Raw genomic sequence first — 26,381 nt, forward strand, 5'->3', positions numbered from 1 at the left:
GATGTCCCCTCACACCTTCCTCTGGCACGACWACGAAACCTTCGGCGTCGTGCCGCGCCGCGACCGGCCGTCGCAGTTCGCCGCCATCCGCACCGACGCCGAACTCAACGAAATCGGCGAGCCGCTGATGATCTATTGCCAGCCCGCGCCGGACTACCTGCCGAGCCCGGAGGCCTGCCTGATCACCGGCATCACGCCGCAGCAGTGCCTCGAGCGCGGCATGCCCGAGCATGCGTTCGCGGCGCAGATCGAACAGGCTTTCTCGCAGCCCGGCACCATCGGCGTGGGCTACAACACGATCCGCTTCGACGACGAGGTGACGCGCTTCATGTTCTGGCGCAACCTGATCGATCCCTACGCGCGCGAGTGGCAGAACGACTGCGGCCGCTGGGACCTGCTCGACGTCGTGCGCCTCACCTACGCGCTGCGGCCCGACGGCATCGAATGGCCGAAGAAGGCCGACGGCAGCCAGAGTTTCAAGCTCGAGGACCTGGCGCGCGCCAACGGACTGCTGCACGAGGCGGCGCACGATGCGCTGTCGGACGTGCGCGCCACGATCGCGCTGGCCCGGCTGATCCGCGAGAAGCAGCCCAAACTGTTCGACTTTGCGTTCGGACTGCACCGCAAGGACCGCGTGGCCAGTGAACTCGGGCTGCCGGCCACGCGCGAGACCGCGCGCCCCTTCCTCCATGTGTCGGGCATGTTCCCGGCCGAACGCGGCTGCCTGGCCGTCATGTGGCCGCTGGCGAGCCATCCCACCAACAAGAACGAACTGCTGGCCTGGGACCTCGCGCACGACCCGAGCGAACTGCGCGATCTCGACGTCGAGACGCTGCGGCTGCGGTTGTTCACGCGCAGTGCCGACCTGCCCGAGGGCGTGCTGCGGCTGCCGCTCAAGGGCATCCATCTGAACAAGTCGCCGATGGTGGTCGGCAACCTGAAGACGCTGGCGCCGGCGATGGCGGCGCGCTGGGGCATCGACATCGAGGCGGCGCTGCGCCATGCCGCGATCGCCGCGGCATTGCCCGACATGAGCGCGATCTGGCCGCAGGTGTATGAGCGGCCCCGGGAAGGCACGCCGGATGTCGACGAGGACCTCTACGGCGGCTTCGTCGGCAATGGCGATCGTCGGCGCCTGAATCAGCTGCGTGCCCTGTCGCCGGCCGAGCTCGCGCGGGCGCGCACCGGCTTCGACGATCCCCGGCTCGAGGAACTGCTGTTCCGCTATCGCGCGCGCAACTTCGCCGACACGCTGAGCGAGGAGGAGGCCGAACGCTGGGAGGCGCACCGCGTCGCGCGGCTGCTCGAGGGCGAAGGCGGTGCGCGCAACGTCGACGAACTGTTCGCCGAGATCGACATGCTGGCCGAGACGGCCGACGAACGCGCGGAAGCCATTCTCGGCGCCCTGTACGAGTACGCCGAGGCCATCGCGCCGACGGTCTGAGGTCTCCCCGTGACCGTCCGCCGACTCGAACCCGCCGATGCCGTGCCGTACCGGGCGCTGATGCTGGCCGCCTATGCGCAGCATCCGGACGCCTTCACGTCGAGCGCGAGCGAACGCGCCGCGCTGCCCTTGTCGTGGTGGATCGCCCGCCTGGACGCCTCGCCCGCGGCCGGGCAGATCGTGCTGGGCGCCTTCGACGGCGACCGGCTGGTCGGCGCGGCCGGGCTCGAGTTCGAGGCGCGCGAGAAGGCGCGGCACAAGGCCAGCCTGTTCGGCATGTATGTCACCGCGGATGCCCGCCAGGGTGGGTTCGGTCGACAGTTGGTCGAGGCTGCGCTGGTTCAGGCCGTGGCCAGGGACGGCGTCAGGCTGGTCCAGCTGACCGTGACCGAAGGCAACCTCGCGGCCCAGGCGCTCTACGAGCGCTGCGGCTTCAAGGTGTTCGGGGTCGAGCCCTACGCGGTGGCGATCGGCGGGACCTTTCTCTCGAAGGTCCACATGTGGCGCGCCGTGGGCCCGCTGGGCTGACCCCGCGGCGGTTCAGGCGCGCGGCGGCATCCAGTGGGTCCGGGGGCCCCGCCCGGGAAGATGCAGCGCCGCGGTGGCGGCAGGCGTTTCCGCCAGCAGGCGCCCCTTGCGATACACCTTGAGCCGGGTCGCGCGCAGCCGGATCGCCTCCACCGGGTCGCGTGCCTGCAGCAGCACGAAGCTGGCGTCGCAGCCCGCTTCGAGCCCGTGGCCTTCGAGGCGCATCACCCTGGCGGCGTTGACGGTCACGGCATCGAAGCAGGCGCGGATGCCGTCCTGGCTGGTCATCTGCGCCACGTGCAGGCCCATGTGAGCGACCTCCAGCATGTCCGCCGAGCCCAGGCCGTACCAGGGGTCCATCACGCAGTCGTGGCCGAAGGCGACGTTGACGCCGGCGGCCATCAGCTCGGGCACGCGGGTCATGCCGCGGCGCTTGGGGTAGCTGTCGTGGCGTCCCTGCAGCGTGATGTTGATGAGCGGGTTCGAGATCACGGCGACACCGCTCTCTGCGATCAGCGGCAGCAGCTTGCTGACGTAGTAGTTGTCCATCGAGTGCATCGAGGTGCAGTGTGAACCCGTGACCTGGCCTTGCAGCCCGAGGCGCCGGGCCTCGAAGGCCAGGGTCTCGATGTGGCGCGACAGCGGGTCGTCGGATTCGTCGCAGTGCATGTCCACCGCCAGGCCGCGCTCGGCCGCAATCTCGCACAGCAGCTTCACGCTGGCCGCGCCGTCGGCCATGGTGCGCTCGAAATGCGGAATGCCGCCGACCACGTCGACGCCCTTGTCGAGCGCGCGCTTCAGGTTGTCGACGCCGCCGGGCGAGCGCAGCACCCCGTCCTGCGGAAAGGCGACCAGCTGCAGATCGAGGTAGGGCGCCACCAGGCGCTTCACCTCCAGCAGTGCGTCGACCGCGAGCAGGCTGGGGTCGCTGGTGTCCACATGGCTGCGGATCGCGAGCAGGCCCTTGGCCACCGCCCAGTCGCAGTAGGCGCGCGCGCGCTCGATCAGGGCCTCGGCCTTGAGCAGCGGCTTGAGTTCTCCCCACAGCGCGATGCCTTCGAGCAGCGTGCCGCTCTGGTTGATGCGCGGCAGGCCGTAGCTCAGGGTCGCATCCATGTGGAAGTGCGGGTCGACGAAATGCGGCGCGACGAGCAGGCCGTCGGCGTCGAGCGTTTCGTGCGCGGGCGCGGCGAGCCCGGCCGTGACTTCGGCGATCCGGCCATCCTGGACCGCGATCGACATGCCGGTGCGGCCATCGGGGAGGGCCGCGTTGCGAACGAGGAGGTCGAGCATCAGCGCTCTCCTTTGCGATAGGGTTTCATGAGCGCCTGCGGATAGCCGGCCCGGCGCGCCACCAGCACCAGCGCGAGGATCGACAGCAGGTAGGGCAGCATCAGGTAGATCTGGTAGGGCAGCAGGGCCTCGCCCGACTGCTGCAGCCGCAACTGCAAGGCGTCGAAGAAGGCGAACAGCAGGGCGCCGAGCAGCGCCTTGCCGGGCCGCCAGGAAGCGAACACGACCAGCGCCACGCAGATCCAGCCGCGGCCGTTGATCATGTTGAAGAAGAAGGCATTGAACGCGGACAGCGTGAGGAAGGAACCCGCCACGCCCATCAGCGCCGAGCCGGCGACGATCGCTCCGGTGCGGGTCGCGGCGACCGAGACGCCCTGGCCTTCGGCCGCCTGGGGGTTCTCGCCGACCATGCGCACCGCCAGGCCCAGGGGGGTGCGGTAGAGCCCGTAGGCGAGCAGCGGCACCAGGAGCAGGGCGAGCAGCGTGAGCGGCGTCTGTGCCTCGAGCACCGGGATCCGGAGCCACTCCATCGGCGCGAAGGGCGTGACCGTGGGTGGCGTGCTGACTCTCGGGAAGCTCACGCGATAGCCGTAGTAGCTCAGTGCGGTCGCGAGCAGCGTGATGCCCAGGCCCGAGACGTGCTGCGACAGCGCCAGGCCCACGGTCAGGAACGCGTGCAGCAGGCCGAACGCAGCCCCCGTGAGCGCCGCGACGCCGACGCCGGCCCACAGCGGCGCGCCCGCATGGACCGCGAGCCAGCCGGTGAAGGCGCCGGCGACCATGATGCCCTCGATGCCGAGGTTCAGCACGCCCGCGCGTTCGCACAGCAGCACGCCCAGGGTGCCGAAGATGAGCGGCGTGGCGATGCGCAGCACCGCGACCCAGAAGGCCGCGTTCGACAGGATGTCCGCGATATCCGTCATTTCAGTGATCCCCGTTCAGGGATACCGCGGAACTGGCTCTGCCAGGCCGCTGGTATCGCCCCCTTGAGGGGGAGGCGCCGCAGGCGCTTCGGGGGTGTTTCATCTCCTCACCTTGTATTGGGTCAGCAGCGTCGCGACCAGCACCGCGATCAGCGAGGCGGCGACGATCACGTCGGCGATGTAGGTCGGCACGCCGATGGCGCGGCTCATGGTGTCGGCGCCGACCATCACGCCGGCCACGAACACGCCGGCCGCCAGCACGCCGAGGGGATGCAGCCCGGCGAGCATCGCGATCACGATCCCGCTGTAGCCGTAGCCCGGCGACAGGTCGAGCGTGACGTAGCCGGTGCGGCCCGTCACCTCGATCGCGCCCGCCAGACCGGCCAGCGCGCCCGAGAGCAGCGCGACCGTCACGACGGTTCGCGTCACCGGCACGCCCGCGAACGCGGCGGCGCGCGCATTGGCGCCGACCGCGCGGATGTCGAAGCCGATCACGGTGTACTTGAAGAGCGCCCACACCAGCACCGACAGCACGGCGGCCCAGAGAAGCCCGGTGTGGACGCGGGTCTGCGCGACCAGGCGCCCGAGCTCGAGCTCCGACTGCAGCGACACGCTCTGCGGCCAGCCCATCGCGGTCGGGTCCTTCATGGGTCCGTCGAGCAGGGCCGAGACGCCGAGCAGCACGATGAAGTTGATGAGCAGCGTGGTCACGACCTCGTCGACGCCGAGCCGGTTCTTCATCAGGGCCGGGCCCAGCAGCAGCAGCGCGCCCGCGATCGCGGCGGCCAGCATCATCAGCGGAAACAGCAGCCAGAGGGGCAGGTCGAAGCCGGTGCCGCCATGCAGGCCGCCCACGGCCACCGCCGCCAGCGCACCGGCGTAGAGCTGGCCCTCGGCACCGATGTTGAAGAGCCTGGCCTTGAATGCCACCGTCGCGGCCAGCCCGGTGAGGATCAGCGGGGTGGCGCGGGTCAGCGTCTCGCTCCAGGCGAACACCGAACCGAAGCCGCCCTGCAGCAGCAAGGCATAGGTGCGGCCCACCGGCGCGCCCGCCCACAACACGAGCAGCGCGCTGACGAGCAAGGTGAATGCGATCGCACCGAAGGGCGCGAGCGCCAGTGCCGTGCGCGAGGCCTCGTGGCGGCGTTCCAGCCTCACGTCCGCGCCCCCGCCATCGCGAGCCCGATCGCTTCGCGCGTCCAGGCCGAGGGCGCGCGCGGTTCGCCGAGCCGGCCGCCGTGCATCACCGCGACCCGATCGCCGAGCGTCAGCACCTCGTCGAGGTCGTCGGAGATCAGCAGCACCGCGGCGCCGGCATCGCGCGCCGCGATCAGCTGCTGCTGCACGTAGGCGACCGCGCCGATGTCCAGGCCCCAGGTCGGCTGGTGCGCGACGATCAGGCGCGCGGCCTTGTTCGGCGCGCCTGTCGACGCGGGTGCCAGCAGCGCGCGGCCGAGGATCAGCTTCTGCATGTTGCCGCCGGACAGCGCGCGCGCCGGCGAATCGAGGCCGCCGCCGCGCACGTCGTAGGCCTTCTCCACGCTTTTCGCATGGGCCTTGGCGGCGCCGCGCCGGACCCACAGCCAGCGCGAGAAGGCGCGGCTGCGCAGGCGCTCCGACACCGCGTTCTCCCACACCGGCAGGTCGCCCACCACGCCGACCGCGTGCCGGTCTTCGGGGATGCGCGCGACGCCGCGCTGGACCAGCCGGGCCGGCGAAGGCGGCAGGTCGCGACCCATCAGCCGGACCGTGCCCGCGATGGCACGCCGCGTGCCGCTCAGGAGCTCGGCCAGGGCGACCTGGCCGTTGCCCGAGACCCCTGCGATGGCCGTGATCTCGCCGGCCCTGAGCGTCAGCGACAGGTCGCGCAGGCGGTCGTGTCCGCTGCCGGCGGTGCGCACATGGTCGAGCACGCAGACCGCATCGCCGACCTGGCCGGCCGGGCGCCGCGCCGTGTGCTCGATCGCATGCCCGACCATCCATTGCGCGAGCTGCGCCTGCGTGGTGTCGCCGGTGCGCGCCTGGGCCACCAGGGCACCCCCGCGCAGGACCGCGACGCGATGCGACACCCTGAGGACCTCGCCCAGCTTGTGGCTGATGAAGATGATCGACAGGCCTTCGGCCACCATCTGCGACAGCGTGTGGAACAGCGCCTCGCTCTCCTGCGGCGTGAGCACGGCCGTGGGTTCGTCGAGGATCAGGATGCGTGCATCGCGGTACAGCGCCTTGAGGATCTCGACGCGCTGGCGCTCGCCGACCGACAGGTCTGCGACCTTCGCTTCCGGCTGCACCGCCAGGCCGAAGCGCCCGGCCACGTCCAGCAGCTTGGCGCGCGCCGCCCCGCGCCGCGAGAAGGGCTGCCACAGCGGCTCGGTGCCGATGAGCACGTTGTCGAGCACGCTCAGGTTGTCGGCCAGCGTGAAGTGCTGGTGCACCATGCCGATGCCCGCGGCCAGTGCCGCCTTCGGGTTGCCAGGGGCCAGCGGGCGGCCGAAGGCCTCGATGTCGCCTTCGTCGGCCACGTAGTGGCCGAACAGGATCGACATCAGCGTCGACTTGCCGGCGCCGTTCTCGCCGAGCAGCGCGAGCACTTCGCCGGCCTGGAGGTCGAGCGAGATGGCGTCGTTGGCCAGCAGTGCGCCGAAGCGCTTGGTGATGCCGCGCAACGCGAGGACAGTGGACAAGCGGGTCTACTTCCAGCGGGAGAGGAAGGCGAGCAGCGTCGAACGCGAGTCGGGCGCGACCGTCGCGCAACCCGCCGGTGCCGCGCCGGACGCGACCGCCCACAGGCTTCGAGCGAACTTCACTTCGCGGTCGACTTCGGTTGGCTGTCGTCGACCTTGACGGTGGTCTTGCCAGCCAGGATCTCGGCCTGCTTGGCGTTCACCTTGGCGACGATGTCGGCCGGCACCTTCTTCTCGAAGGTGCCCAGCGGCGCCAGCTCGGAGCCCTTGTGCTTCATCATCGAGTAGGGGCCGTAGTCCTCGGCCGCGAACTTGCCTTCCTTGACGAGCTTGATCGCGCGGTCGGCCGAGGGCTCGAAGTTCCAGAGCGCGGAGGCGACCACGGTGTCGGGGTACTTGTCCTGCGTGTTGATCACGTTGCCGATCGCGAGCTTGCCCTTTTCCTTGGCCGCATCGCTGACGCCGAAGCGCTCGGCGTACATCACGTCGGCGCCCTTGTCGATCATCGCGAAGGCCGCTTCCTTGGCCTTCGGAGGATCGAACCAGCTGTTGATGAAGCTGACGCTGAACTCGACCTTCGGATTGGTTTCCTTCGCGCCGGCCATGAAGGCGTTCATGAGCCGGTTGACCTCGGGGATCGGGAAGYCGCCGACCATGCCGATCTTGTTGGACTTGGTCATGCCGCCGGCGACCATGCCCGACAGGTAGGCCGGCTCCTGGATGTAGTTGTCGAAGACCGAGAAGTTCGGCGCCTGCGGCTTCAGCGAGGAGCCCATCAGGAAGGCGGTCTTGGGGAAGTCCTTGGCCACCTTGCGCGCGGCCGCCTCGACGCCGAAGACCTCGCCGAGGATCAGCTGGTTGCCGGCCGTCGCGTATTCGCGCATGACGCGCTCGTAGTCGGCATTGGCGACGTTCTCGGTCGCCGTGTACTCGATCTCGCCGCGCGCCTCGGCCGCCTTCAGCGCCTTGTGGATGCGGCCCACCCATTGCTGCTCGAAGGGCACGGTATAGACCGCCGCCACCTTGAGCTTGGCCTGCGCGAGCGCGAGGCCCGGCACCCCGGCCGCGAGCGCGGCCGCGACGGCGACCGAACGGATGATCATTTGACGGCGATCTGTCACTGCACTTCTCCTCGAGTTAATAAACAACCAACGACCGACATGTGCCCTGTCTTGTTCGTGAAACACCGCGGAACCGGCTCCGCCGGGCCGCTGGTGTTGCCCCCGGTAGGGGGTGGGCGCCCGGACACGAAGTGCCGGGCAACCTGGGGGCGAGCTACTTCGTTCCGAAGATGCGGTCGCCCGCGTCGCCCAGGCCCGGCAGGATGTAGCCGTGGCTGCTCAGCTGGCGGTCGATGGCGGCGGTGTAGATCGGCACGTCGGGGTGCGCATCGTGGAAGGTCTTGATGCCTTCGGGGCAGGTCAGAAGGCAGACGAACTTGATCGACTTCGGATTCAACTCCTTCAGGCGCTCCACCGCGGCCACCGCCGAGTTGCCGGTGGCCAGCATCGGGTCGACCACGATCGCATCGCGATCCTCCATGCCGCCGGGCATCTTGAAGTAGTACTCGACCGCGGTCAGCGTCTTGGGGTCGCGGTACAGGCCGATGTGGCCCACGCGCGCGCCGGGCACCACGCTGAGCATGCCGTCGAGGATGCCGGTGCCGGCACGCAGGATCGACACCAGCACCAGTTTCTTGCCGTCGATCACCTTGGCGTTCATGGTCTCGAGCGGGGTCTCGATCTCGATGTCCTGCATCGGCATGTCGCGCGTGACCTCGTAGGCCATCAGCATGCTGATCTCGTTGAGCAGGCGCCGGAAGCTGTTGGTGCTGGCTTCCTTGCGGCGCATCAAGGTGAGCTTGTGCTGGACGAGGGGATGATCGACGAGGTGGACGTTGCTCATGGGGTTCTGGAAGCGCGAGGGCGTTCTTGTCGTTGGATGGAAGAAGGGTGGAGTCTAGAAGACGGTGCCGTCGCTCACGATGCGCAGGGGTGGTGCACCATCACGCAAGCGCTGTGCCATGACGCGGCCGGCGGCCCAGGTGCCGCCTTCGAGCACGCGCGCCAGCGGCAGCTCTTCCTCGCTGAGCTCCATCACCCTGCGCACCCGGGCCGCGACCTCGTCGAGCAGGGCGACGGTCAGCGCCCGCCACTCGACGATGAATTCGTCGCCGACCTTCCACTCGCGCTCGAGCAGCGCGGGGCTGCGCGGCACGATCAGGCCGCTGTCGATCAGCAGGCCGCCGTTGCGGTACTCGGGCAGGGCGGTCAGCGCCTCGACGTGACGCACCTTGACGCCGGCCCATTCGAAGGGCTCGAGCATCGAGTAGCTGAGCCACTGCGAGAGCTTGTGGAAGGGCATCCAGCCGTTGGTGAGGCCGGGGCCGCGCACCGCGCTGTGGCGCCAGCAGTCGCCCAGCGCCAGCGCCGGGTCGCCCGAGCCGAAGGCACCGGGCGCGTCGCTGCCGTCGGCCGCGATGCTGTCGATCGCGTTGGCGGCCGGCCAGATGCCGGACAGCGACTCGAGCAGCAGCGACAGGATCTGGTGTGCCGTGATTTCCGCGGTCGGCGCCGCTCCCGGGCCGTAGGGCCCCACCAGCGCATCGAACAGTCCGCCGGGTCGGCCGTCGTCGCCGAACACCTCGGGCTGCTCGCTCATGGCCTCGCCGAGCCGGCGCAGCAGCGTGGCGCGGCCCGCCAGGCCGACCAGCGGGTTGACCGTGCTGACCTGGAAGGCGTCGCCGAGCCGGTCGGTGACCAGTGCGCGCAAGCCGGCGGCGTCGGCCTGCAGCGGCTGGTCGGGGTTGGACGAGAACAGGCCGCTCGTGAAGGCATGGAAGCTCGCGATACCCAGGCCCTCGGATCGCGTGAAGCGCTGGCCGCCGGCGGCTTCGAAGTAGTGCCAATTGGGGCCGGCACCGGCATCGAGCAGCACGCTGACCAGCACCAGGTCGATGTGGGCGCGGGCGCGCTGGCTCGCATCGGCATCGCCGAGCAAGCGGTCGAGCGCGGCGACCCGGTTGACGCCGCCGGCCTCGAAATGGCGCCAGCGGCTGTGGTACGGGATCGGGCCCCAGGCATAGCGGTCGCGCGTGACTTCGGCGACGGTGCGCGCCGTGTCCTCGCGGGCGTCGTCGGTGCCGATCGTGAACCATTCGGATTCGCCGGCGCGGGCCCGTGCCAGCAGCGCTGCGGCGCGGCTGCGCACCGCCTGGGTGGTGCGCAGGAAGGCCGCGGCACCGGCGGGGTGCGCCGTATCGCCGACGAATTCGACCGCTGGGTCGACATGGCCCTCCGCGTCGGCGCTGCGCACGCCGGCGTTGGCGGTCGGGCGGTCGGGGTCCATCCCGTAGTTGCTGACGCTCATTGATCCAGTCCCCGGCCCTTGGCCTTCTTGAGTTCCTCGGCGTCCGGCACGGCGCCGGGCGTGAAATAGCCGGCCGCCATCTTGGCGTCCATCTCGACCCGGGCGTCGGCCGGGATCAGTGCGTCGGGGATGTTGACCCGCGTGCCGATCTCGATGCCCGAGCCGGTGATGGCGTCGAACTTCATGTTGCTCATCGACACCAGGCGGTGGATCTTGCGGATGCCGAGCCAGTGGAAGACGTCGGGCATCAGCTCCTGGAAACGCATGTCCTGTACGCCGGCCACGCACTCGGTGCGGGCGAAATACTGGTCCGCGGTGTCGCCGCCGACCTGGCGCTTGCGGGCGTTGTAGACCAGGAACTTGGTGACCTCGCCGAGCGCCCGGCCTTCCTTGCGCGAGTAGGCGATCAGGCCGACGCCACCCCGCTGCGCGCCCTGGATGCACTCTTCGATCGCATGCGTGAGATAGGGGCGGCAGGTGCAGATGTCGGAGCCGAAGACGTCGGAGCCGTTGCACTCGTCATGGATGCGCGCCGTGAGTTCGACCTCGGGGTTGGCCAGGTCGCGCGGATTGCCGAAGATGTAGAGGGTCTGGCCGCCGATCGGCGGAAGGAAGACCTCGAGGTCGGAGCGGGTGACGAGCTCCGGGTACATGCCGCCGGTCTCCTCGAACAGCACCCGGCGCAATTCGGTCTCGGAGCAGCCGAAGCGCTGGGCGACCGCGGGCAGGTGCCAGACGGGCTCGACCGCGGCCTTGGTGACCATGGCCGCGCCCCCCGCCGTGAGGAACTTGCCGTCGGCCTTCAGGCGGCCGCTGTGCAGCGCCTCGATCACCTCGGGCAGGATGACGTGCGCCTTGGTGATCGCGATGGTCGGGCGGATGTCGTAGCCGGCCGCGAGCTCGGCCGAGAACACGTCGGCAACCACGGCTCCCCAGGGATCGAGCGAGACGATCCGCCCGGGTTCGCTCCATTGCGGATAGGGGCCGATCGCATCGGTCGGCGCGGTGTTGGTCAGGTCGGCCTTGTGGTGCGGCGACAGGGCGCCGGCGGCCACGGCCAGCGCGCGATAGACGCTGTAGGAGCCGCTGTGGGTTCCGATGACGTTGCGATGGGCGCGCTTGCTGGTGGTGCCGACCACCGGGCCGCGCTCGGCCGCGGTCGCGGCGCCCCACTGGATCGGCAAGGCGCCGAAGCCGCCGGCGTGCGAGGTCAGGCGGATATGGCTGCGCTGGGGGGGTGTGCCGGAAAGGGGCGGCGAGAGCGTCGCCGGCTCGTTCGGTGCAGCATCGGGGGAGGGCTGGGAAGCGGCGGCAAGAGAGGAGGCAGAAGGAGTCGGAACGGTGTCAACGGACATTGCAGGCCCTCAAAAAACACAATGTACCGATGGCGTCCTGAACTGGCAAGCCGGCGTATACGCCATTTGCCGTCAACCGACGGGCCCGTGCTGCGGGCCGGCGCGCACGGCACAATCCGCCGGACTCGATTTCTTGACCGCGCCCTGTAACCGGCGCGAACCGGCGCACGAATGACCAAGGGAAGCCCGATGGCGAAAAGCGAAGCGGAGCTGCGGCTGCACGACCTGTTCGTGCGCGGGCTCGCCGGCGACGCGGCCGCCTATCGTGCGTTCCTGCAGCAGCTCGCCCTGCACCTGCGCGCGTTCCTGGGCCGGCGCCTGTTCGGCTGGCCCGACGAGGTGGAGGATCTGGTCCAGGAATGCCTTCTCGCCATGCACAACCAGCGCCACACCTACCAGCCCGACCAGCCCCTGACCGCCTGGGTGCATGCGATCGCGCGCTACAAGATGATCGACCTGCTGCGCGCCAAGGCCGGGCGCGATGCGCTGCACGAACCGCTGGACGACGAACTGGCCGTGTTTGCCGATTCGGCGACCGAGGCCAGCGATGCGCGGCGCGACCTGTCCGGATTGCTCGCGACGCTGCCGGACCGCCATCGGCTGCCGATCGTGCACACCAAGCTCGAGGGCCTGTCGGTGGCCGAGACGGCGCGCCTGACCGGCATGTCGGAATCGGCGGTCAAGGTCGGCGTCCATCGCGGCCTGAAGGCGCTGGCGCAGAAGATCAGGGAGGCGCGATGAGGACCGAGCAACTCATCGCCATGCTGGCCGAAGACGCGGCGCCGGTGCCGCGGCGAGCGGTGTCGGGCCGGCTTCTGGTGGCTCTCGCGATCGGTCTGCCTGTTTCCTTTGTCTGGATGGTGATGGCGTACGGGGTCCGGAGCGACCTGATCCAGGCCATGTTCTGGCCGATGTTCTGGGTCCGCCTGCTGTTCGGCGCCGGCATCGCGCTGGCCGGATTCGCGGTCGTGCAGCGCCTGGCGCGTCCGGGGGCACGGGTGCGGGGCGCCTGGCTGGGGCTCGCGGCGCCGGTGCTGCTGATCTGGGTGCTCGCGCTGCTGGTGCTGCTGTCGGCGCCGGTGGGTGAGCGCGCGACGCTGGTCTGGGGCCAGACCTGGCGCAGCTGTGCCGTCGACATTGCCGTGGTCTCGCTGCCGGTGTTCGGGGCCTTGCTGTGGGGCCTCAAGGGCCTGGCGCCGACCCGGCCGGCGCTGGCCGGCGCCGCGGCCGGCGCGCTGGCCGGGGGCGCGGGCGCGATGGTGTACGCCTTCCATTGCCCGGAACTCGCGGCGCCCTTCATCGCGACCTGGTACGTCGCGGGCATCGCGCTGCCGGTGGTGGCCGGCGCGCTGATCGGGCCTCGGCTGCTGCGCTGGTGAGCGCCGGCGCCGGCCGCTGACCAACGGTTAACGCCGGGTCTTGGAGCCGAAGATGCCGCCGAGAACGCCGCGCAGGATTTCCCGGCCCACCGTGGTGCCCATGGTGCGCACGGCCGACTTCGCCATGGTCTGCGCCAGGCCGTCGCGCTTGCCGCCGCGCGGGCCGGTGGAGCCGAACAGGATCTCGTTGAGGCTGCCCATCACGCCGCCGGATTCCTCTGCCGCCGCGGTGCCGGGCTTGCCGGCCGGCGCCGCGGGGGCGGTCTCGGCGCGGCTCTTGAGCTTCTCGTAGGCCGATTCGCGGTCGACCGACTTCTCGTAGACGCCCGCCACCAGCGAATTCGCGATCAGCGCCTGCCGCTGGGCCGGCGTGATCGGACCGATCTGGCTGCCGGGCGGCAGCACGTAGACCCGCTCGGTGATGGTCGGGCGTCCCTTGTCGTCGAGGAAGCTCACCAGCGCCTCGCCGACCGCGAGTTCGGTGATCGCCGCCTCGATGTCCAGGCCCGGCTTCTGCCGCATGGTCGTGGCGGTCGCCTTGACCGCCTTCTGGTCGCGCGGCGTGAAGGCCCGCAAGGCGTGCTGGACCCTGTTGCCGAGCTGGGCCAGCACGGAATCCGGGATGTCCAGCGGGTTCTGCGTCACGAAGAACACGCCCACGCCCTTGGAGCGCACCAGCCGCACCACCAGCTCGATGCGCTCGACCAGCGCCTTGGGCGCCTCGTTGAAGAGCAGGTGGGCCTCGTCGAAGAAGAACACCAGCTTGGGCTGCTCCGGGTCGCCGATCTCGGGCAACTGTTCGAACAGCTCCGACAGCAGCCACAGCAGGAAGGTGGCGTAGAGGCGCGGCGAGTTCATCAGCTTGTCGGCCGCCAGGATGTTGACCACGCCCTTGCCGCCCTCGGTCTGCATGAAGTCGGCGATGTTGAGCATCGGCTCGCCGAAGAACTTGTCGCCGCCCTGGGTCTCGATCTGCAGCAGGCCGCGCTGGATCGCGCCGACGCTGGCGGCGCTGATGTTGCCGTACTCGGTCGTGAACTGGCTGGCGTTCTCGCCGACGTGCTGCAGCATCGCGCGCAGGTCCTTCAGGTCGAGCAGCAGCAGGCCGTTGTCGTCGGCGATCTTGAACACCAGGTTCAGCACGCCGGACTGGGTTTCGTTCAGGTTGAGCATGCGGCCCAGCAGCAGCGGCCCCATGTCGGAGATCGTGGCGCGCACCGGATGGCCCTGTTCGCCGAAGACGTCCCACAGCGTGACCGGGCAGGCCAGTGGCTCGGGCAGGTCGAGCCCGCGTTCCTTCAGCGTGGCGGCCATCTTGGCGCCGATGCCGCCGGGCTGGCTGGCGCCGGTGAGGTCGCCCTTGACGTCGGCCATGAACACCGGCACGCCGATCGAGGAGAGCTTTTCGGCGATGGTCTGGAGCGTGACGGTCTTGCCGGTGCCGGTGGCACCCGTGATCAGGCCGTGGCGATTGGCCAGTCCCGGCAGCAGGGCGCAGTCGATGGTGCCGTGGCGGGCAATGAGAAGGGGGTCGGCCATGGGGTTTTCCGGTCGTTGGAAGGGCCTCAGTCTATCGAAGCCGGCCTCCTATAATCGCGACCCCATGCGAAGGTTCCTCCGGTGCCCCGGAGGACGCTTTGCGTCCCCTGCGACAATTCCCCAAAGCACCCGGAGTTCTCCTTTGTCCTCGACTGCCCAATCCCCCGTTCCCGCCGCTGGCGACGTATCCGAACAGTCACCCCTCGAGAATGAATTGGCTGTCCTCCTGGTCGAATCGCTCAACCTGGAAGTCGCGCCGGCCGACATCGTGCCGACGGCGCCGCTCTATGGCGAAGGGCTCGGACTCGATTCGATCGATATCCTGGAAGTGGCCCTGGAAGTGTCGCGCAAGTACGGCTTCCAGCTGCGCTCGGACGACGAGCGCAACCAGCAGATCTTCGAGTCGCTGCGCAGCCTGGCGGCGCACGTCGCGGCGCATCGCGGCGCCTCCTGACCCATGTCCCGTTGGCGCATGGCGCTCCTGCTGCTGGCGGGTGTGGGCTATGCCTGCGTGTCGCACTGGATGATGCTCTACCACGCGGCCGAGCCGTGGGCCATCGTGGTCCTGCTCGGGCCGCTGTGGCTCACCGCACTGGGCCTCGCAGGCAGCCGTTTCGGCCGCTGGGGACTGGCCCTGGCCGGCCTGGCCGGCGTGGCCATGTTCGCGCTGGTGCTGCACGGCGAGGCCGGCGATCCGAACCGGCTCTATGTGCTGCAGCATGCGGGCATCAATGCCTTGCTGTGCGGCTGGTTCGGCAGCACGCTGCGCGGCGATCGGCTGTCGCTGATCGGCCAGTTCGCCCAGCGCGTGCACCCGCTTTCGCCGGCCATGCGCGTCTACACGGCGCAGGTCACTTTTGTCTGGACGCTCTACTTCGCAGCGATGGCCGTGGCGTCGATCGCGGCCTATGCGAGCCTGTCGTTCGCCGCCTGGTCGGTGCTGGCCAACCTGCTGTCGCCGCTGATGGTGGCCGGCCTGTTCGTCGGCGAATACCTGGTGCGCTATCGGCTGCATCCCGAATTCGAGCGCACCCGTCTGATCGATGCGGTGCGTGCCTTCTACGGTGCGCCGGCGGAACCCACCGCGCGGCGCTGAATCGACGACCCCCTTGAGCCTCGAAACTTTCCTGCCGCTGCTGGCGGACCGCGACCTCGACCAGCCCCTTGCGTGGCGCGCCGGCACGCCGGTGAGCGCGCGCGAGTTCCTCGCCGACGTCGCCCGCCTCGCCCCCGAACTGCATCCCGGCGGCCCGGTCGTCAATCTGTGCGCCGACCGCTATGCCTTCGCGGTCGGGCTCGCGGCGGCCCTGGTGCGCGGCGAGGCGAGCCTGCTGCCGCCCGACGCGCGTGCCGATACCCTGGCGCGGCTGCACGAAGTCGGCGACCCCGCCTTCGCCGTGATCGACGACCCGAAGCTCGAGACGCCCGGACTGCCCCGCGTGCTGATCGAGGATCGCGCGCCGGCCGCCGGCGCGTCGGTGCCGGCGGTCCCCCCCATCGATGCCGGCATGCACGCCGTGAGCTTGCTGACGTCCGGCTCCACCGGCGCACCGCAGCCGCATGCCAAGACCTGGGGCACGCTGGTCGGCGACGTCCGGGCCGCGGTCGATCGGCTGGCCGCGCTGCTCGGGCGGCCGACGCTCGCCGGCCTGACATTGGTCGCGACGGTGCCGGTGCAGCACAGCTACGGGCTGGAGTCGTCGGTGCTGCTGGCGCTGCTGGGTGGCGCCGCCTTCGACAGCGGCCGGCCCTTCTTCCCTGCCGATGTGGCGCAGGCCCTGGCCTCGGTGCCACAGCCACGGGCGCTCGTCACCACGCCCTTTCACCTGAAGACGCTGCTGCTCTCGGGCATCGCGCTGCCGCCGGTGGATCTGATCCTGTCGGCCACCGCGCCGCTGTCGCCGCAGCTCGCGGCCCAGGCCGAGCAGGCGATGGGCGGTGCCCTGATCGAGATCTATGGCAGCACCGAGTCGGGCCAGGTCGCCACCCGGCGACCGACGCAGGGCGAGGTCTGGCAGACCTTCGGCGAGATCCGCGTGCATGCGGAGCACGGTGCGGACGGCGCCGAGCGTTTCGTTTTCGACGGCGACTTCATTCCGGAGCCGACGCCCATGGCCGACATCCTGGAGTTGGTCGATGCGCAGCGCTTTCGCTTGCTCGGCCGCGCCAACGACCTGATCCATGTGGCGGGGCGGCGCAGTTCGCTGGGCTATCTCAACCACCATCTCAACAGCATCCCGGGCGTCGAGGACGGTGCCTTCTGGCTGCCGGACGACGTGGCCGACGGCGTCGTGCGTCCGGTCGCCTTCGTGGTCGCTCCGACGCTCGATGCCCACGCGATCATCGCCGCCCTGCGCGAGCGGGTCGAGGCGGTGTTCGTGCCGCGGCGCGTGGTGCATGTGGCGGCCTTCCCGCGCGAAGGCACGGGCAAGCTCACGGCACGCTCGCTGCGCGAGTTCGCCCAGGCGCAACTGGCCTCCGACGGCACGCCGGTGCAGGTCACGCGCGAAGTGCCGACCGACCATCCGGCCTTCGCGGGCCACTTCCCGGGCCAGCCGCTGCTGCCGGGCGCGCTGTTGCTGTCCGAGGTGCTCGAGGCGGTGCGCGGCGTGCCCGCGCTGGCGGCGCGCCTCGGCGCCGCGCCCACGCTGGCCGCGGCCAAATTCCTGGCGCCGGTGCGCCCGGGCAGTACGCTCGTGATCGACCTGGTGCCGGAGACCGGCGCCTCGCGAGGCCTGCGCTTCGAGGTCCGCTGCGGCGACGTGGTGGCGGTGAGCGGACGCTGGACCCCTGGCCCGCAGTCATGAGCCGCCGGGCCGCTCCCAAGGCGAATACCGAAGCGCTGCGGCGCAAAGGTGTCCGATGAGCGGTTCGCCGCCGGAGCCCGGCGATGCCAAGTCGCGCCAGGCCGAGTGGTCGCGCGCGCCCGAGCGCAGCAACATCCTGGCGCTCAAGATCATCAGCGGGATCGCCATCCTGTGCGGACGACCGCTGACGCGACTGATCCTGCACCCGATCTCGGTCTATTTCCTGCTGTTCTCGCCGACCCAGCGACGCCACATCAAGCGCTATCTGTTCCGGGCCATCGGCCCCCAGGCCGGCTGGAGCGATGGCTACCGGCTGCTGCATGCCTTTGCCTCGACCGTGCTGGACCGGCTCTATTTCCTGCGCGGCCGCATGGACCTGTTCGACATCCGGGTCTACGGCAATGCGCCGGTCGAGGCCGAGGTCCGGGCGGGCCGCGGCGCCTTCATGCTCGGCGCCCACGTCGGCAGCTTCGAGGCGCTGGGTGCCTGCAAGCACCGCGCCGCGTCGCCGGCCGACCTGCGTCCCGCGATGCTGATGTATCCCGACAACGCGCAGCAGATCAACGCGGTGCTCAATGCCATCAGCCTGCCCGAACTGCGGCCGCACATCATCGCGCTGGGCCGGCCGCACTCGATGCTCGCGCTGCGCGACTGGCTCGATTCCGGCGGCCTCGCCGGGCTCCTGGCCGACCGTACGCTGGCCGGGCCCGAGGAAGCCGGGCAGCAACGCGGCAGCAGCATCGAGGTCTCCTTTCTCGGCCAGCCGGCCCTCTTCAACGACGGGCCGTTCCGGCTGGCGGCCTTGCTGCGCCGCAAGGTCTTCTTCATGGCCGGCCTCTACGCGGGCGGCGCCCGCTACGATGTGCTGTTCGAGCCACTGGCCGACTTCAGCGAGCGCGTGAACGATCCCGCCGAGCGGGAACGGCGCATTCGTGCCGCGCTCGAAAGCTATGTGGCGCGGCTCGAGGCGCTGTGCCGCGCCTACCCGTACAACTGGTTCAATTTCCATGATTTCTGGCTTGAAGATGCGCATTGACCGCTGGGGCAGGGGGCTGCTGGCGGCCCTGGCCCTGTCCGTTCTGTGGCCTTCGTCCGCCTGGGCCTTCGATCTGCCTGAACTGATGGGCCTGCTGGCGCAGCAGAAGAGCGGGGAGGCCCGCTTCACCGAGCAGCGCTTCGTGCATGGCCTCGAGGGCCCGCTGGACGCCAGCGGCGTGCTGAGCTTCACCGCGCCGGACCGCCTGACGCGTCGCACGCTGTCGCCGCGGCCCGAGACGATGAGCGTCGAAGGCAACACCCTGACCCTGTCGCGCAGCGGCCGCACCCGCACGCTGGCGCTGGACAGCATGCCCGAGCTGCTCGGCATGGTCGAGGCCATGCGTGGCACGCTGAGCGGCAATGCCCAGAGCCTGCAGCGCTACTTCCGCAGCTCGCTGTCGGGCTCCGCCAACGGCTGGACCCTGGATCTGCAGCCGATCGACCCGCGCCTGGCCGCACAGGTGCGCTCGATGCGCCTGAGCGGGCGCGGCGGCGAGGTGCTGGGCATCGACATGGAGTTCATCGGCGGCGACCGCTCGGTGATGAGCATCACGCCCGAACGCGGCGCCGGCGCGGCGGCCGCGACGCCCGTGCGTTCCACTCCGTGACACGAGCCGCGGCCGCACCCGGGCGCCGCCGGGCGGCGCTGGTCCTCGGCCTCTGGCTGCTGGCGCTGGTCGCCGGCATTGCGCTGATCGCGCGCACGCATTTCAGCGCCGATCTCTCGGCCTTCCTGCCGGCCAGCCCGGACGCGCGCCAGCAGGTGCTGATCGAGCAACTGCAAAGCGGCATCGCCTCGCGCACGATCTTCATCGGCATCGAGGACGGCAAGGATGCGGCGCAGCGCGCGCAGGTCTCGCGCGCGGTGGCGGACGCGATGCGCCAGAGCAAGCTCTTCGACCTGGTCCAGAACGGCGACGCCAGCGACTGGAAGGACACCGGCGCCTGGGTCTTCGACCACCGCTACCTGCTGGGGCCCGATGTGAAGCCCGAGCGCTTCACCGCCGCGGGCCTGCGCGATGCGATCGTCGACAGCCTGTCGATGCTCGGCACCCCGGCGGGCAACGCCCTCAAGCCGTTGCTGGAGCGCGACCCGACCGGCGAGACCCAGCGCATCGCCGAGGGCCTGATTCCCGCGAGTTCGCCGCGCAGCGAGGAGGGCGTGTGGGCGTCGCGCAGCGCGCCGCGGGCGCTGCTCCTGGCCACCACGCATGCGGCGGGCAGCGATCTCGACGCCATCGCCCAGGCGATCGCGCGCGTGCAGGGCGCCTTCGATGCCGCCACCCGCGAGATGGCCGGGGCCGGCCCGACCCTCGCGATGACCGGCGCCCCGGTGTTCTCGGTACAAAGCCGCGACCAGATCAAGACCGAGGCGGTGCACCTGGCAGTGGTCGGCGGGATCGTCATGGGCGTCTTGCTGCTGCTGGCCTTCGCCTCGCCGCGGGCGCTGGTGATCGCATTGCTGCCGGTCGCCACCGGCGTCGTGGGCGGCACGGCGGCGGTGAGCCTGGTCTTCGGCGGCGTGCACGGCCTGACGATGGGTTTCGGCAGCACGCTGATCGGCGAGACGGTCGACTACGCGATCTACTACCTGATCCAGGCCCGCGGCGCCGCTGTGGCGGGCACCGGCTGGCAGCGCTGGCGCGACATTCATTGGCCGACGGTGCGGCTCGGCCTGCTGACCTCGGTCTGCGGGTTCGCGGCGCTGGTCTTCTCGGGTTTCCCGGGCCTGGCGCAGCTCGGCGTGTTCTCGATCGCGGGTCTCGTCGCGGCCGCGCTGGTGGCTCGCCACGTGCTGCCGGTGCTCGCGCCGGACGGTGCCACCGGCATGGGCATGCGGCGCCAGATGGCCCAGCTGGCGGGCTTCCTGGTCCGCGGCCTGCCGCGCCTGCGCTGGCTGCTCACGGGCCTGGGCGCGGCGGCGCTGGTGCTGGTGCTGTGGCAAGGCGGCTATCTGTGGCGGGCCGACCTCGGCGCCATGAGCCCGGTGCCCAAGGCCATGCAGGCGCTCGATGCCGAGTTGCGAAACGACATCGGCGCCAGCGACGGCGGAACCCTGGTCGTGGTCCATGGCGCGGACGCGCAGTCGACCCTGCGCAGCACGGAAGCCGCGGGCGAGCGCCTCGATGCCCTGGTCGACAAGGGCGAGCTCGCCGGTTTCGAGACCGTCACCCGCGTGCTGCCCAGCGAGGCGGCCCAGGCGGCGCGCATCGCAAGCCTGCCGGATGCGGCTACCCTGCGCGGCCGCCTGGCCGAAGCGACGCAGGGCCTGCCACTGTCGGCCTCGCGCCTCGAACCCTTCATCGCCGACGTCCAGGCGGCGAGGACGCAGCCGATGATCCGGCGCGCCGATCTGCAGGGCGGTCCACTCGACGCGGTGGTCGGCGCGCTGATGTTCGAGCGTTCCGCCGGCGGCTGGTCGACGCTGATCTCGCTGCATCCCGGCCGCGGCTTCGATTCCGCGCGGCTGGCCGCCGCACTCGAGGGGTTGCCGGACGTGCAGGTCGTCAATGTCGGCGACGAACTCTCCGGGCTCTACAAGCGCTACCTGCGCGAGGCCTTCATGCAGGTGATGCTGGGTGCGCTGGCGGTGGTGCTGCTGCTGGGCGCCTGGCTGCGCTCCGGACGCCGCCTGCTGGCGGTCTGCCTGCCGCTGGTGGTCGCGGTGGTGCTCACGCTCGGCGGCATGGCCGCGCTGCACGTGCCGCTCGGCATCCTGCACCTGGTCGGCTTGCTGCTGATCGTGGCGGTGGGGTCGAACTACGCGCTGTTCTTCGATCAACTGCGCGAGACCGGGCGCGCCGACGAGGACACGCTGGCCTCGCTGATGCTGGCCAACCTGACGACCGTGGTCTCCTTCGGACTGATCGCGATCTCAGACATCCCGGCCCTGTCCTCGATCGGCCGCGTGGTTGCGCCCGGCGCGTTGCTGGCCCTGATGCTGTCGGCCGCCTTCGCGCGCACGGCCGCCCCGGCGCAAGGGGATCGCCGCTGATGGGAGAATCCGGCGCCATGCCGCAAGCAGTTGCACCTCCGCATCCCGAATCCTGGTCCTGGCCGCCGATGGTGCGTGCCAGCGTCGGCTTGCACCTGCTGGCCCTCGGCGCCGCGGTGGCGGTGCCGGGCGCGCTGCCGTGGGCCGTCGCCGCCATCGTGCTGAACCATGTGCTGATCACCGCCGCCGGCCTGGCACCGCGCAGCAGCCTGCTGGGGCAGAACCTCACGCGGCTGCCGCCGGCCGCGGTGGCGCGGCGCGAGGTGGCGATCACCATCGACGACGGACCCGACCCGGAAGTCACGCCGCAGGTGCTCGACCTGCTGGACGCCCACGGGCAGCGGGCCACCTTTTTCTGCATCGCCGAGCGCGTGGCCGCGCATCCGGCGCTGGCGCGCGAGATCGTGGCCCGCGGCCACAGCATCCAGAACCATACGGCGAGCCATCGCCACAACTTCTCGTTGCTGGGGCCGCGCGGCTTCGAGGCCGAGATCTCGCGCGCGCAGCAGGTGCTGTGCGACGTGACCGGGCTGCGGCCGACCTGCTTTCGCGCGCCCGCGGGCCTGCGCAATCCCTTCCTGGCGCCGGTGCTGCATCGCATGGGGCTGTCGCTGGTCAGCTGGACGCGGCGTGGCTTCGACACCCGCGAAGGCCATGCGGCCACCGTGCTGGCACGTCTCGCGCGCGACCTGCGGGCCGGCGACATCCTTCTGCTGCACGACGGCCATGCCGCGCGCACCGCCGACGGCCGCGCCGTGGTGCTGGACGTGCTGCCGCCGCTGCTCGCAAGAATTCGAACCAACGGCCTGCGCGCCGTCACACTGCCCGAGGCCCTGGCTGCATGAGTAACCCTGTGTCCACCGACGCCGCATGGCGGCAAGTGCACGAACACGCGACCGCACCATACCGAAAGGCCGGTCGATTCGCCTGGCATTTCGCGCGCGGCAAGCTGGGCCGCGATCCGGTCTTTCGCGGTTTGATCGAACGCGGCCTGATCGGCGCGCACCGGCGCCGCGTGGTGGACATCGGCTGCGGGCAGGGCCTGTTCGCAAGTCTTCTTTCGACCCTGGGTGCGATGCAGTCGCGGCCCGGCGCGTGGCCCGCGTCGTGGGGCGCGGCCCCGGCAGCGATTCGCTATACCGGCATCGAGCTGATGCCGAAGGACGTGGCGCGCGCCCAGGCCTCGATCGGCCATATTCGTCCCGCCCCGAAATTCGTCTGCGCCGACATGTGCAAGGCCGAGCTGCCGCCCAGCGACCTGGTCGTGATCCTCGACGTGCTGCACTACGTCGACCTCGAAGCCCAGGAAGGCGTGCTGCGCCGCGTGCGCGAGGCCCTGCAGCCGGGCGGGCGCCTGCTGCTGCGCGTCGGCGACGCCGCCAGCCGCCGGGGCTTCGCGATCAGCCAGTGGGTCGACCGCACCGTGACGCGCATTCGCGGCCATCGCGTGTCGCCGACCTGGGGCCGCCCGCTCGACGACTGGATGCTGCTGCTGCGGCGTCTGGGGTTCACGGTCCGCAGCATTCCGATGAGCGAGGGCACGCCCTTTGCCAATGTGCTGCTGGTGGCCGACATCAAGGAAATCGAATGACAGCACCCCAGACCCTCGACCGCGCCGGCATCGCGCGGCGCATTCCGCACAGCGGCAGCATGTGCCTGCTGGAGCGGCTCGCCTCCTGGGACGAGCACGCCATCCATTGCACGACGGCCACGCATGCGCATCCGGACAACCCGCTGCGCACTGCCTCGGGCCTGCTGTCGCCGAACCTGATCGAGTACGCCGCGCAGGCGATGGCGCTGCACGGCGGGCTGCTGGCGGCGGAAGGCAGCGAGCCGTCTGCCGGCTTTCTCGCCAGTGCGCGCAACGTGCGCCTGGGCGTCGAGCGCATCGACGACATCGCCGGCGAACTGCAGGTGCATGCCCGGCGGCTCACGGGCGACGTGAGCCAGATCCTCTACGAATTCACAGTCAGCGACGCGGCCGGCCGGGCGCTGGCCGAGGGCCGCGCCGTCGTCGTGTTGAACACCCCGCTTGCCATGGAAACCAACGCATGAGTCTCACCGGAAAACGCGCCCTGATCACCGGCGCCAGCGGCGCACTGGGCGCCGCGATCGCGCAGCGCCTGGCGCGCGACGGCGCCACCGTGCTGCTGCACGCCAACTCGCGGCCCGAGTCGGTCGAGCAGCTTGCCGCCACCATTGCCGCGGCGGGCGGCAAGGCCGAATGCGTGGTCTTCGACCTGCGCAGCGACGAGGCCGCGCAGGCGGCCTGCCAACGCCTGCTCGAAGGCGGGCCGGTGCAGGTCATCGTGAACAACGCCGGCGTGCACGACGACGCGGTGCTGCCGGGCATGCGGCCGGAGCAATGGCACAAGGTGATCGACGTCTCACTCAATGGCTTCTTCCGCGTGACGCAGCCTTTGCTGCTGCCGATGCTGCGCACGCGCTGGGGGCGGATTCTCAATGTTTCGTCGGTCGCTTCGCTCACGGGCAATCGCGGGCAGGTCAACTACGCGGCGGCCAAGGGCGGCCTCAACAGTGCGACCAAGGCGCTGTCGCTGGAAGTCGCGGCGCGTGGCGTGACCGTGAATGCGATCGCGCCGGGGATCATCGCGTCGCCGATGGCCGATGGGGTGTTCGACGCGGCAATGATCAACCAGATGGTGCCTGCGAAGCGCGCGGGGACGCCTGAAGAGGTTGCGTCGCTGGCCGGTTTCCTGGCGAGCGACGAGGCGGCCTACATCACGGGGCAGGTGATCTCGATCAATGGCGGAATGATCTAAGCCTTTAGGAACGACCATGGTCACCTGCTATCTGCGCTATGTCATCGACCCGTTCAAGCTCGAGGAATTCGAGCACTACGGCAAGCTCTGGATTCCTCTGGTCGAGAAGTTCGGAGGGCAGCATCACGGCTACTTCTTGCCGTCGGAAGGCGCGAACAACATCGCGCTCGCCATGTTCACGTTCCCGAGCCTCGCGGCGTACGAGGAATATCGCGCGTTGTCCGCCACCGACATGGAGTGCCAGGCCGCGTTCAAGTATGCGCAGGACACTCGCTGCATCCTGAGCTACGAACGCAATTTCTTCAGGCCTGTATTCAAATAAATCCGGCGAGGTGGGTCTTCAAGATCACCGAGAGGCCCCGCTCGTACCCGGATCCTGCGGAATGCCGCGGCTGTCGATGAGTTCAGGTGACGCTGGCGGCCGGCCCTCGCGACTCAGTGCGCGCGCGCGGAAAATGTCCTCGGCCTGGATCTGATCGACGGCGATCTGCGGCGGCTGCCGCTGGTTTCGCTCCGTCGCGGGATCTCCGCAAGGCCGCTCCGTCATGGTGACGCGACCATAGGAATCCTTGCAATGATTCACCTGATCGGCAAAGACGAACTGGGTGGCCGCGATCCCGGCGAGGCAAATCAGTAGGCGCAAGGTATTCACGAGAGGATGATAGGACCGCGCACCGGCGCCGTCCAGCGCCCTTGGGGCTCAAGGCTGAAACGGCGGTGCCCTGCGCGCCTTCCGCCATGACAACCCGGGCAGGCGCAGCACGAACTCCAGCATCAGCCGCGCGTGCATCCAGCTCAAGAGCAGGTTGTCGCGCACATAGCGGAAGTGGGACACGCCGCCTTCTTCCGCCGTCAGGTATTTCACCGGCGCATCGATGTTGACCGGCTTGACGCCGCGCCAGGCGAGGCGCACCACCGCCTCGGTGTCGAAGTCGAAGCGCCGCATCCATGGCTGCCGCGCCATCACCGCGATCAGGTCGGCCACCGGGTACACGCGAAAGCCGTAGAGCGAATCGCCGACGCCCGCGAACAGGGTTTCGAGCTGGGTCCAGCCGTTGGAGACGCGGCGGCCGCGCACGCGCAGCAGCGGGGCGCTGGCATCGAAGACGGGACGGCCCAGCACCATGGTTTCGGGACGCGCCCGCGAGGCCTGCATGAAGGCCGGGATCAGGTCCGCCGGGTGCTGCCCGTCGGAGTCCATCGTCAGCGCATGGGTGTAGCCGGCCTGTTGTGCGGCCCGCAGACCATGCAGCACCGCCGCGCCCTTGCCCTGGTTGTGCGGCAGCAGCCAGACGCGCAGCCCGGGGTCTTGCTCGGCGATCTGCTGCAGGCGCTCGCCGGTGCCGTCGGTGCTGCCGTCCACCACCACCCACACCGGGTTCCATTGCGCGCGTGCCGCCTTGACCGTGGAGAACAGGCGTTCTCCTGTGTTGTAGCTCGGGATCAGGACAAGGTGGGTGCGCGAGACGTCTGGCATTCGGGCTGCGCGTCGGGGGCGCGCTGTTCCATGGATTGGCGAAAGTAATGCTCGATCTGCTGCAGCAGCGCATTGCTGTCCTGCGACGGCGCGAAGCGCTGGCCCAGGCGCAGCCTGAACACGATCGGCAGCGGCGGCACGCGCCACAAGGGCCAGCCCTTGCCCAGATAGGGCGAATCGGTGTCGATGAAGACGGTCTGGATCGGCGCCTGCGCCAGCTTGGCGATCAGCGTGACGCCCGGCCTGAAGGCATTGAGCGGCGGCGTCACGGTGCGCGTGCCTTCCGGGAAGATCACCAACTGGCCGCCGTTCCTGAGGTCGTCGACGGCGAGTCGCACCATGGTGCGGGCCGAGTCGTTGCGGATGTAGCGCGCCAGCCGGGCGCCGGCGCCCAGGAAGACGTTGCGCATCAGGTCGGCCTTCATGATGCAGGCGCTGCGCGGCAGGCGCGCTACCAGCAGCAGGGCATCGAGCATGGTCGGATGGTTGGCCACGAAGATCAGGCCGCGCTCGTCGCGCAGGGCGTCGAGGCAGTCGGCGTCGATGCGCATCATGCCGCTGAACGAGGCGGCCGCCCAGAAGAAGCGGTAGGCGCGCGCGATGACGCTGCGGCCGAGCGCACGCCCGGTGGCCGGCGGCAGCAATGGGTAGAGCAGCATCGCGACCAGGTTCCAGGCCAGCGAGATGGTGCCGAGCAGCACCAGCAGCGCGTACAGCGGCAGCGCGAAAGGGATCGAGAGTCCCAGGCGAAGCAGCCGGTTCATGGA

General features: G+C 70.1%; 27 protein-coding genes. 15 read left to right on the top strand and 12 right to left on the bottom strand.

Annotation, left to right across the window (positions count from 1 at the left end):
• Position 1 precedes the first annotated feature (1 nt).
• Positions 2-1,444: an exodeoxyribonuclease I gene (gene sbcB, locus AB4Z46_RS27900; protein WP_442286805.1), complete on the top strand. Its 1,443-nt coding sequence runs from the start codon at positions 2-4 to the stop codon at positions 1,442-1,444.
• Between the two features lie 9 nt (positions 1,445-1,453).
• Entirely contained in the window at positions 1,454-1,972 is a 519-nt protein-coding gene (locus AB4Z46_RS27905) for a GNAT family N-acetyltransferase (protein WP_442286806.1), read from the top strand.
• Positions 1,973-1,984: 12 nt separating this feature from the next.
• Here AB4Z46_RS27905 and AB4Z46_RS27910 read toward each other — a convergent pair whose 3' ends face one another.
• From AB4Z46_RS27910 to AB4Z46_RS27945, 8 genes are all read right to left on the bottom strand, one after another.
• Complete coding sequence (locus tag AB4Z46_RS27910; protein WP_442286807.1) at positions 1,985-3,265, bottom strand: amidohydrolase family protein; 1,281 nt, start codon at positions 3,263-3,265, stop codon at positions 1,985-1,987.
• Complete coding sequence (locus tag AB4Z46_RS27915) at positions 3,265-4,188, bottom strand: ABC transporter permease (RefSeq protein WP_442286808.1); 924 nt, start codon at positions 4,186-4,188, stop codon at positions 3,265-3,267. Before AB4Z46_RS27915 ends, AB4Z46_RS27910 begins: the two co-directional genes overlap by 1 nt.
• 99 nt (positions 4,189-4,287) lie before the next feature.
• Positions 4,288-5,346, bottom strand: coding sequence for an ABC transporter permease (locus tag AB4Z46_RS27920; RefSeq protein WP_442286809.1), 1,059 nt, complete (start codon positions 5,344-5,346; stop codon positions 4,288-4,290).
• Complete coding sequence (locus tag AB4Z46_RS27925; protein WP_442286810.1) at positions 5,343-6,872, bottom strand: ABC transporter ATP-binding protein; 1,530 nt, start codon at positions 6,870-6,872, stop codon at positions 5,343-5,345. Before AB4Z46_RS27925 ends, AB4Z46_RS27920 begins: the two co-directional genes overlap by 4 nt.
• A gap of 119 nt (positions 6,873-6,991) precedes the next feature.
• Positions 6,992-7,975, bottom strand: coding sequence for a BMP family protein (locus AB4Z46_RS27930; RefSeq protein WP_442286860.1), 984 nt, complete (start codon positions 7,973-7,975; stop codon positions 6,992-6,994).
• A gap of 172 nt (positions 7,976-8,147) precedes the next feature.
• On the bottom strand, positions 8,148-8,777 hold the full coding sequence (gene upp / locus AB4Z46_RS27935; RefSeq protein ID WP_442286811.1) for a uracil phosphoribosyltransferase: 630 nt from the start codon (positions 8,775-8,777) through the stop codon (positions 8,148-8,150).
• Positions 8,778-8,831: 54 nt separating this feature from the next.
• Positions 8,832-10,220, bottom strand: a complete 1,389-nt coding sequence (locus AB4Z46_RS27940; protein ID WP_442286861.1) for a DUF1688 family protein — start codon at positions 10,218-10,220, stop codon at positions 8,832-8,834.
• Between the two features lie 17 nt (positions 10,221-10,237).
• Positions 10,238-11,596 carry a GTP cyclohydrolase II gene (locus AB4Z46_RS27945; RefSeq protein ID WP_442286812.1) on the bottom strand — a complete coding sequence of 453 codons (1,359 nt, stop codon included), beginning with the start codon at positions 11,594-11,596 and terminating at the stop codon, positions 10,238-10,240.
• 189 nt (positions 11,597-11,785) lie between these two features.
• Here AB4Z46_RS27945 and AB4Z46_RS27950 point away from each other — a divergent pair, with 189 nt between their 5' ends.
• Positions 11,786-12,337, top strand: a complete 552-nt coding sequence (locus AB4Z46_RS27950) for a sigma-70 family RNA polymerase sigma factor (protein WP_442286813.1) — start codon at positions 11,786-11,788, stop codon at positions 12,335-12,337.
• A complete protein-coding gene (locus AB4Z46_RS27955; RefSeq protein WP_442286814.1) occupies positions 12,334-12,975 on the top strand; it encodes an NrsF family protein in 642 nt (213 codons plus the stop codon). Before AB4Z46_RS27950 ends, AB4Z46_RS27955 begins: the two co-directional genes overlap by 4 nt.
• 27 nt (positions 12,976-13,002) lie before the next feature.
• Here AB4Z46_RS27955 and AB4Z46_RS27960 read toward each other — a convergent pair whose 3' ends face one another.
• Entirely contained in the window at positions 13,003-14,514 is a 1,512-nt protein-coding gene (locus tag AB4Z46_RS27960) for a helicase HerA-like domain-containing protein (protein WP_442286815.1), read from the bottom strand.
• A 142-nt stretch (positions 14,515-14,656) separates the two neighbouring features.
• On the opposite strand from AB4Z46_RS27960, the gene AB4Z46_RS27965 reads away from it, so the two are divergent.
• The 11 genes from AB4Z46_RS27965 to AB4Z46_RS28015 are packed head-to-tail and all read left to right on the top strand — an operon-like array spanning position 14,657 to position 24,459.
• Positions 14,657-14,968 carry a phosphopantetheine-binding protein gene (locus AB4Z46_RS27965; RefSeq protein ID WP_442286816.1) on the top strand — a complete coding sequence of 104 codons (312 nt, stop codon included), beginning with the start codon at positions 14,657-14,659 and terminating at the stop codon, positions 14,966-14,968.
• Between the two features lie 3 nt (positions 14,969-14,971).
• Positions 14,972-15,610 (top strand): hypothetical protein, encoded by a 639-nt coding sequence (locus AB4Z46_RS27970; RefSeq protein ID WP_442286817.1) that lies wholly within the window; start codon positions 14,972-14,974, stop codon positions 15,608-15,610.
• A gap of 13 nt (positions 15,611-15,623) precedes the next feature.
• The gene (locus AB4Z46_RS27975; RefSeq protein WP_442286818.1) at positions 15,624-17,321 is read left to right on the top strand and encodes an AMP-binding protein; all 1,698 of its coding nucleotides are present in this window, start codon (positions 15,624-15,626) and stop codon (positions 17,319-17,321) included.
• A 55-nt stretch (positions 17,322-17,376) separates the two neighbouring features.
• Complete coding sequence (locus AB4Z46_RS27980) at positions 17,377-18,357, top strand: acyl-CoA synthetase (protein ID WP_442286819.1); 981 nt, start codon at positions 17,377-17,379, stop codon at positions 18,355-18,357.
• Positions 18,347-18,967 carry a LolA-related protein gene (locus AB4Z46_RS27985; protein ID WP_442286862.1) on the top strand — a complete coding sequence of 207 codons (621 nt, stop codon included), beginning with the start codon at positions 18,347-18,349 and terminating at the stop codon, positions 18,965-18,967. Before AB4Z46_RS27980 ends, AB4Z46_RS27985 begins: the two co-directional genes overlap by 11 nt.
• Positions 18,964-21,354, top strand: a complete 2,391-nt coding sequence (locus tag AB4Z46_RS27990) for an MMPL family transporter (RefSeq protein WP_442286820.1) — start codon at positions 18,964-18,966, stop codon at positions 21,352-21,354. The genes AB4Z46_RS27985 and AB4Z46_RS27990 overlap by 4 nt, the downstream gene beginning before the upstream one ends.
• Positions 21,354-22,199, top strand: a complete 846-nt coding sequence (locus tag AB4Z46_RS27995) for a polysaccharide deacetylase family protein (protein ID WP_442286821.1) — start codon at positions 21,354-21,356, stop codon at positions 22,197-22,199. Before AB4Z46_RS27990 ends, AB4Z46_RS27995 begins: the two co-directional genes overlap by 1 nt.
• Positions 22,196-22,945, top strand: a complete 750-nt coding sequence (locus tag AB4Z46_RS28000; RefSeq protein ID WP_442286822.1) for a class I SAM-dependent DNA methyltransferase — start codon at positions 22,196-22,198, stop codon at positions 22,943-22,945. Before AB4Z46_RS27995 ends, AB4Z46_RS28000 begins: the two co-directional genes overlap by 4 nt.
• On the top strand, positions 22,942-23,409 hold the full coding sequence (locus AB4Z46_RS28005; protein ID WP_442286823.1) for a hydroxymyristoyl-ACP dehydratase: 468 nt from the start codon (positions 22,942-22,944) through the stop codon (positions 23,407-23,409). Before AB4Z46_RS28000 ends, AB4Z46_RS28005 begins: the two co-directional genes overlap by 4 nt.
• On the top strand, positions 23,406-24,137 hold the full coding sequence (gene fabG / locus AB4Z46_RS28010) for a 3-oxoacyl-ACP reductase FabG (RefSeq protein ID WP_442286824.1): 732 nt from the start codon (positions 23,406-23,408) through the stop codon (positions 24,135-24,137). Before AB4Z46_RS28005 ends, fabG begins: the two co-directional genes overlap by 4 nt.
• Before the next feature lie 16 nt (positions 24,138-24,153).
• Positions 24,154-24,459, top strand: a complete 306-nt coding sequence (locus tag AB4Z46_RS28015) for an NIPSNAP family protein (RefSeq protein ID WP_442286825.1) — start codon at positions 24,154-24,156, stop codon at positions 24,457-24,459.
• Positions 24,460-24,483: 24 nt separating this feature from the next.
• On the opposite strand, the gene AB4Z46_RS28020 is transcribed toward AB4Z46_RS28015, so the two are convergent.
• Genes AB4Z46_RS28020 through AB4Z46_RS28030 form a run of 3 tightly spaced genes read right to left on the bottom strand, consistent with a single transcriptional unit; the run spans position 24,484 to position 26,378 of the window.
• Entirely contained in the window at positions 24,484-24,789 is a 306-nt protein-coding gene (locus AB4Z46_RS28020) for a hypothetical protein (RefSeq protein ID WP_442286826.1), read from the bottom strand.
• A 48-nt stretch (positions 24,790-24,837) separates the two neighbouring features.
• On the bottom strand, positions 24,838-25,614 hold the full coding sequence (locus AB4Z46_RS28025; protein WP_442286827.1) for a glycosyltransferase family 2 protein: 777 nt from the start codon (positions 25,612-25,614) through the stop codon (positions 24,838-24,840).
• On the bottom strand, positions 25,581-26,378 hold the full coding sequence (locus AB4Z46_RS28030) for a lysophospholipid acyltransferase family protein (RefSeq protein ID WP_442286828.1): 798 nt from the start codon (positions 26,376-26,378) through the stop codon (positions 25,581-25,583). The genes AB4Z46_RS28025 and AB4Z46_RS28030 overlap by 34 nt, the downstream gene beginning before the upstream one ends.
• Positions 26,379-26,381: the final 3 nt, after the last annotated feature.

The sequence above is a fragment of the Variovorax sp. M-6 genome, assembly GCF_052114385.1.
GTDB lineage: Bacteria > Pseudomonadota > Gammaproteobacteria > Burkholderiales > Burkholderiaceae_C > Variovorax.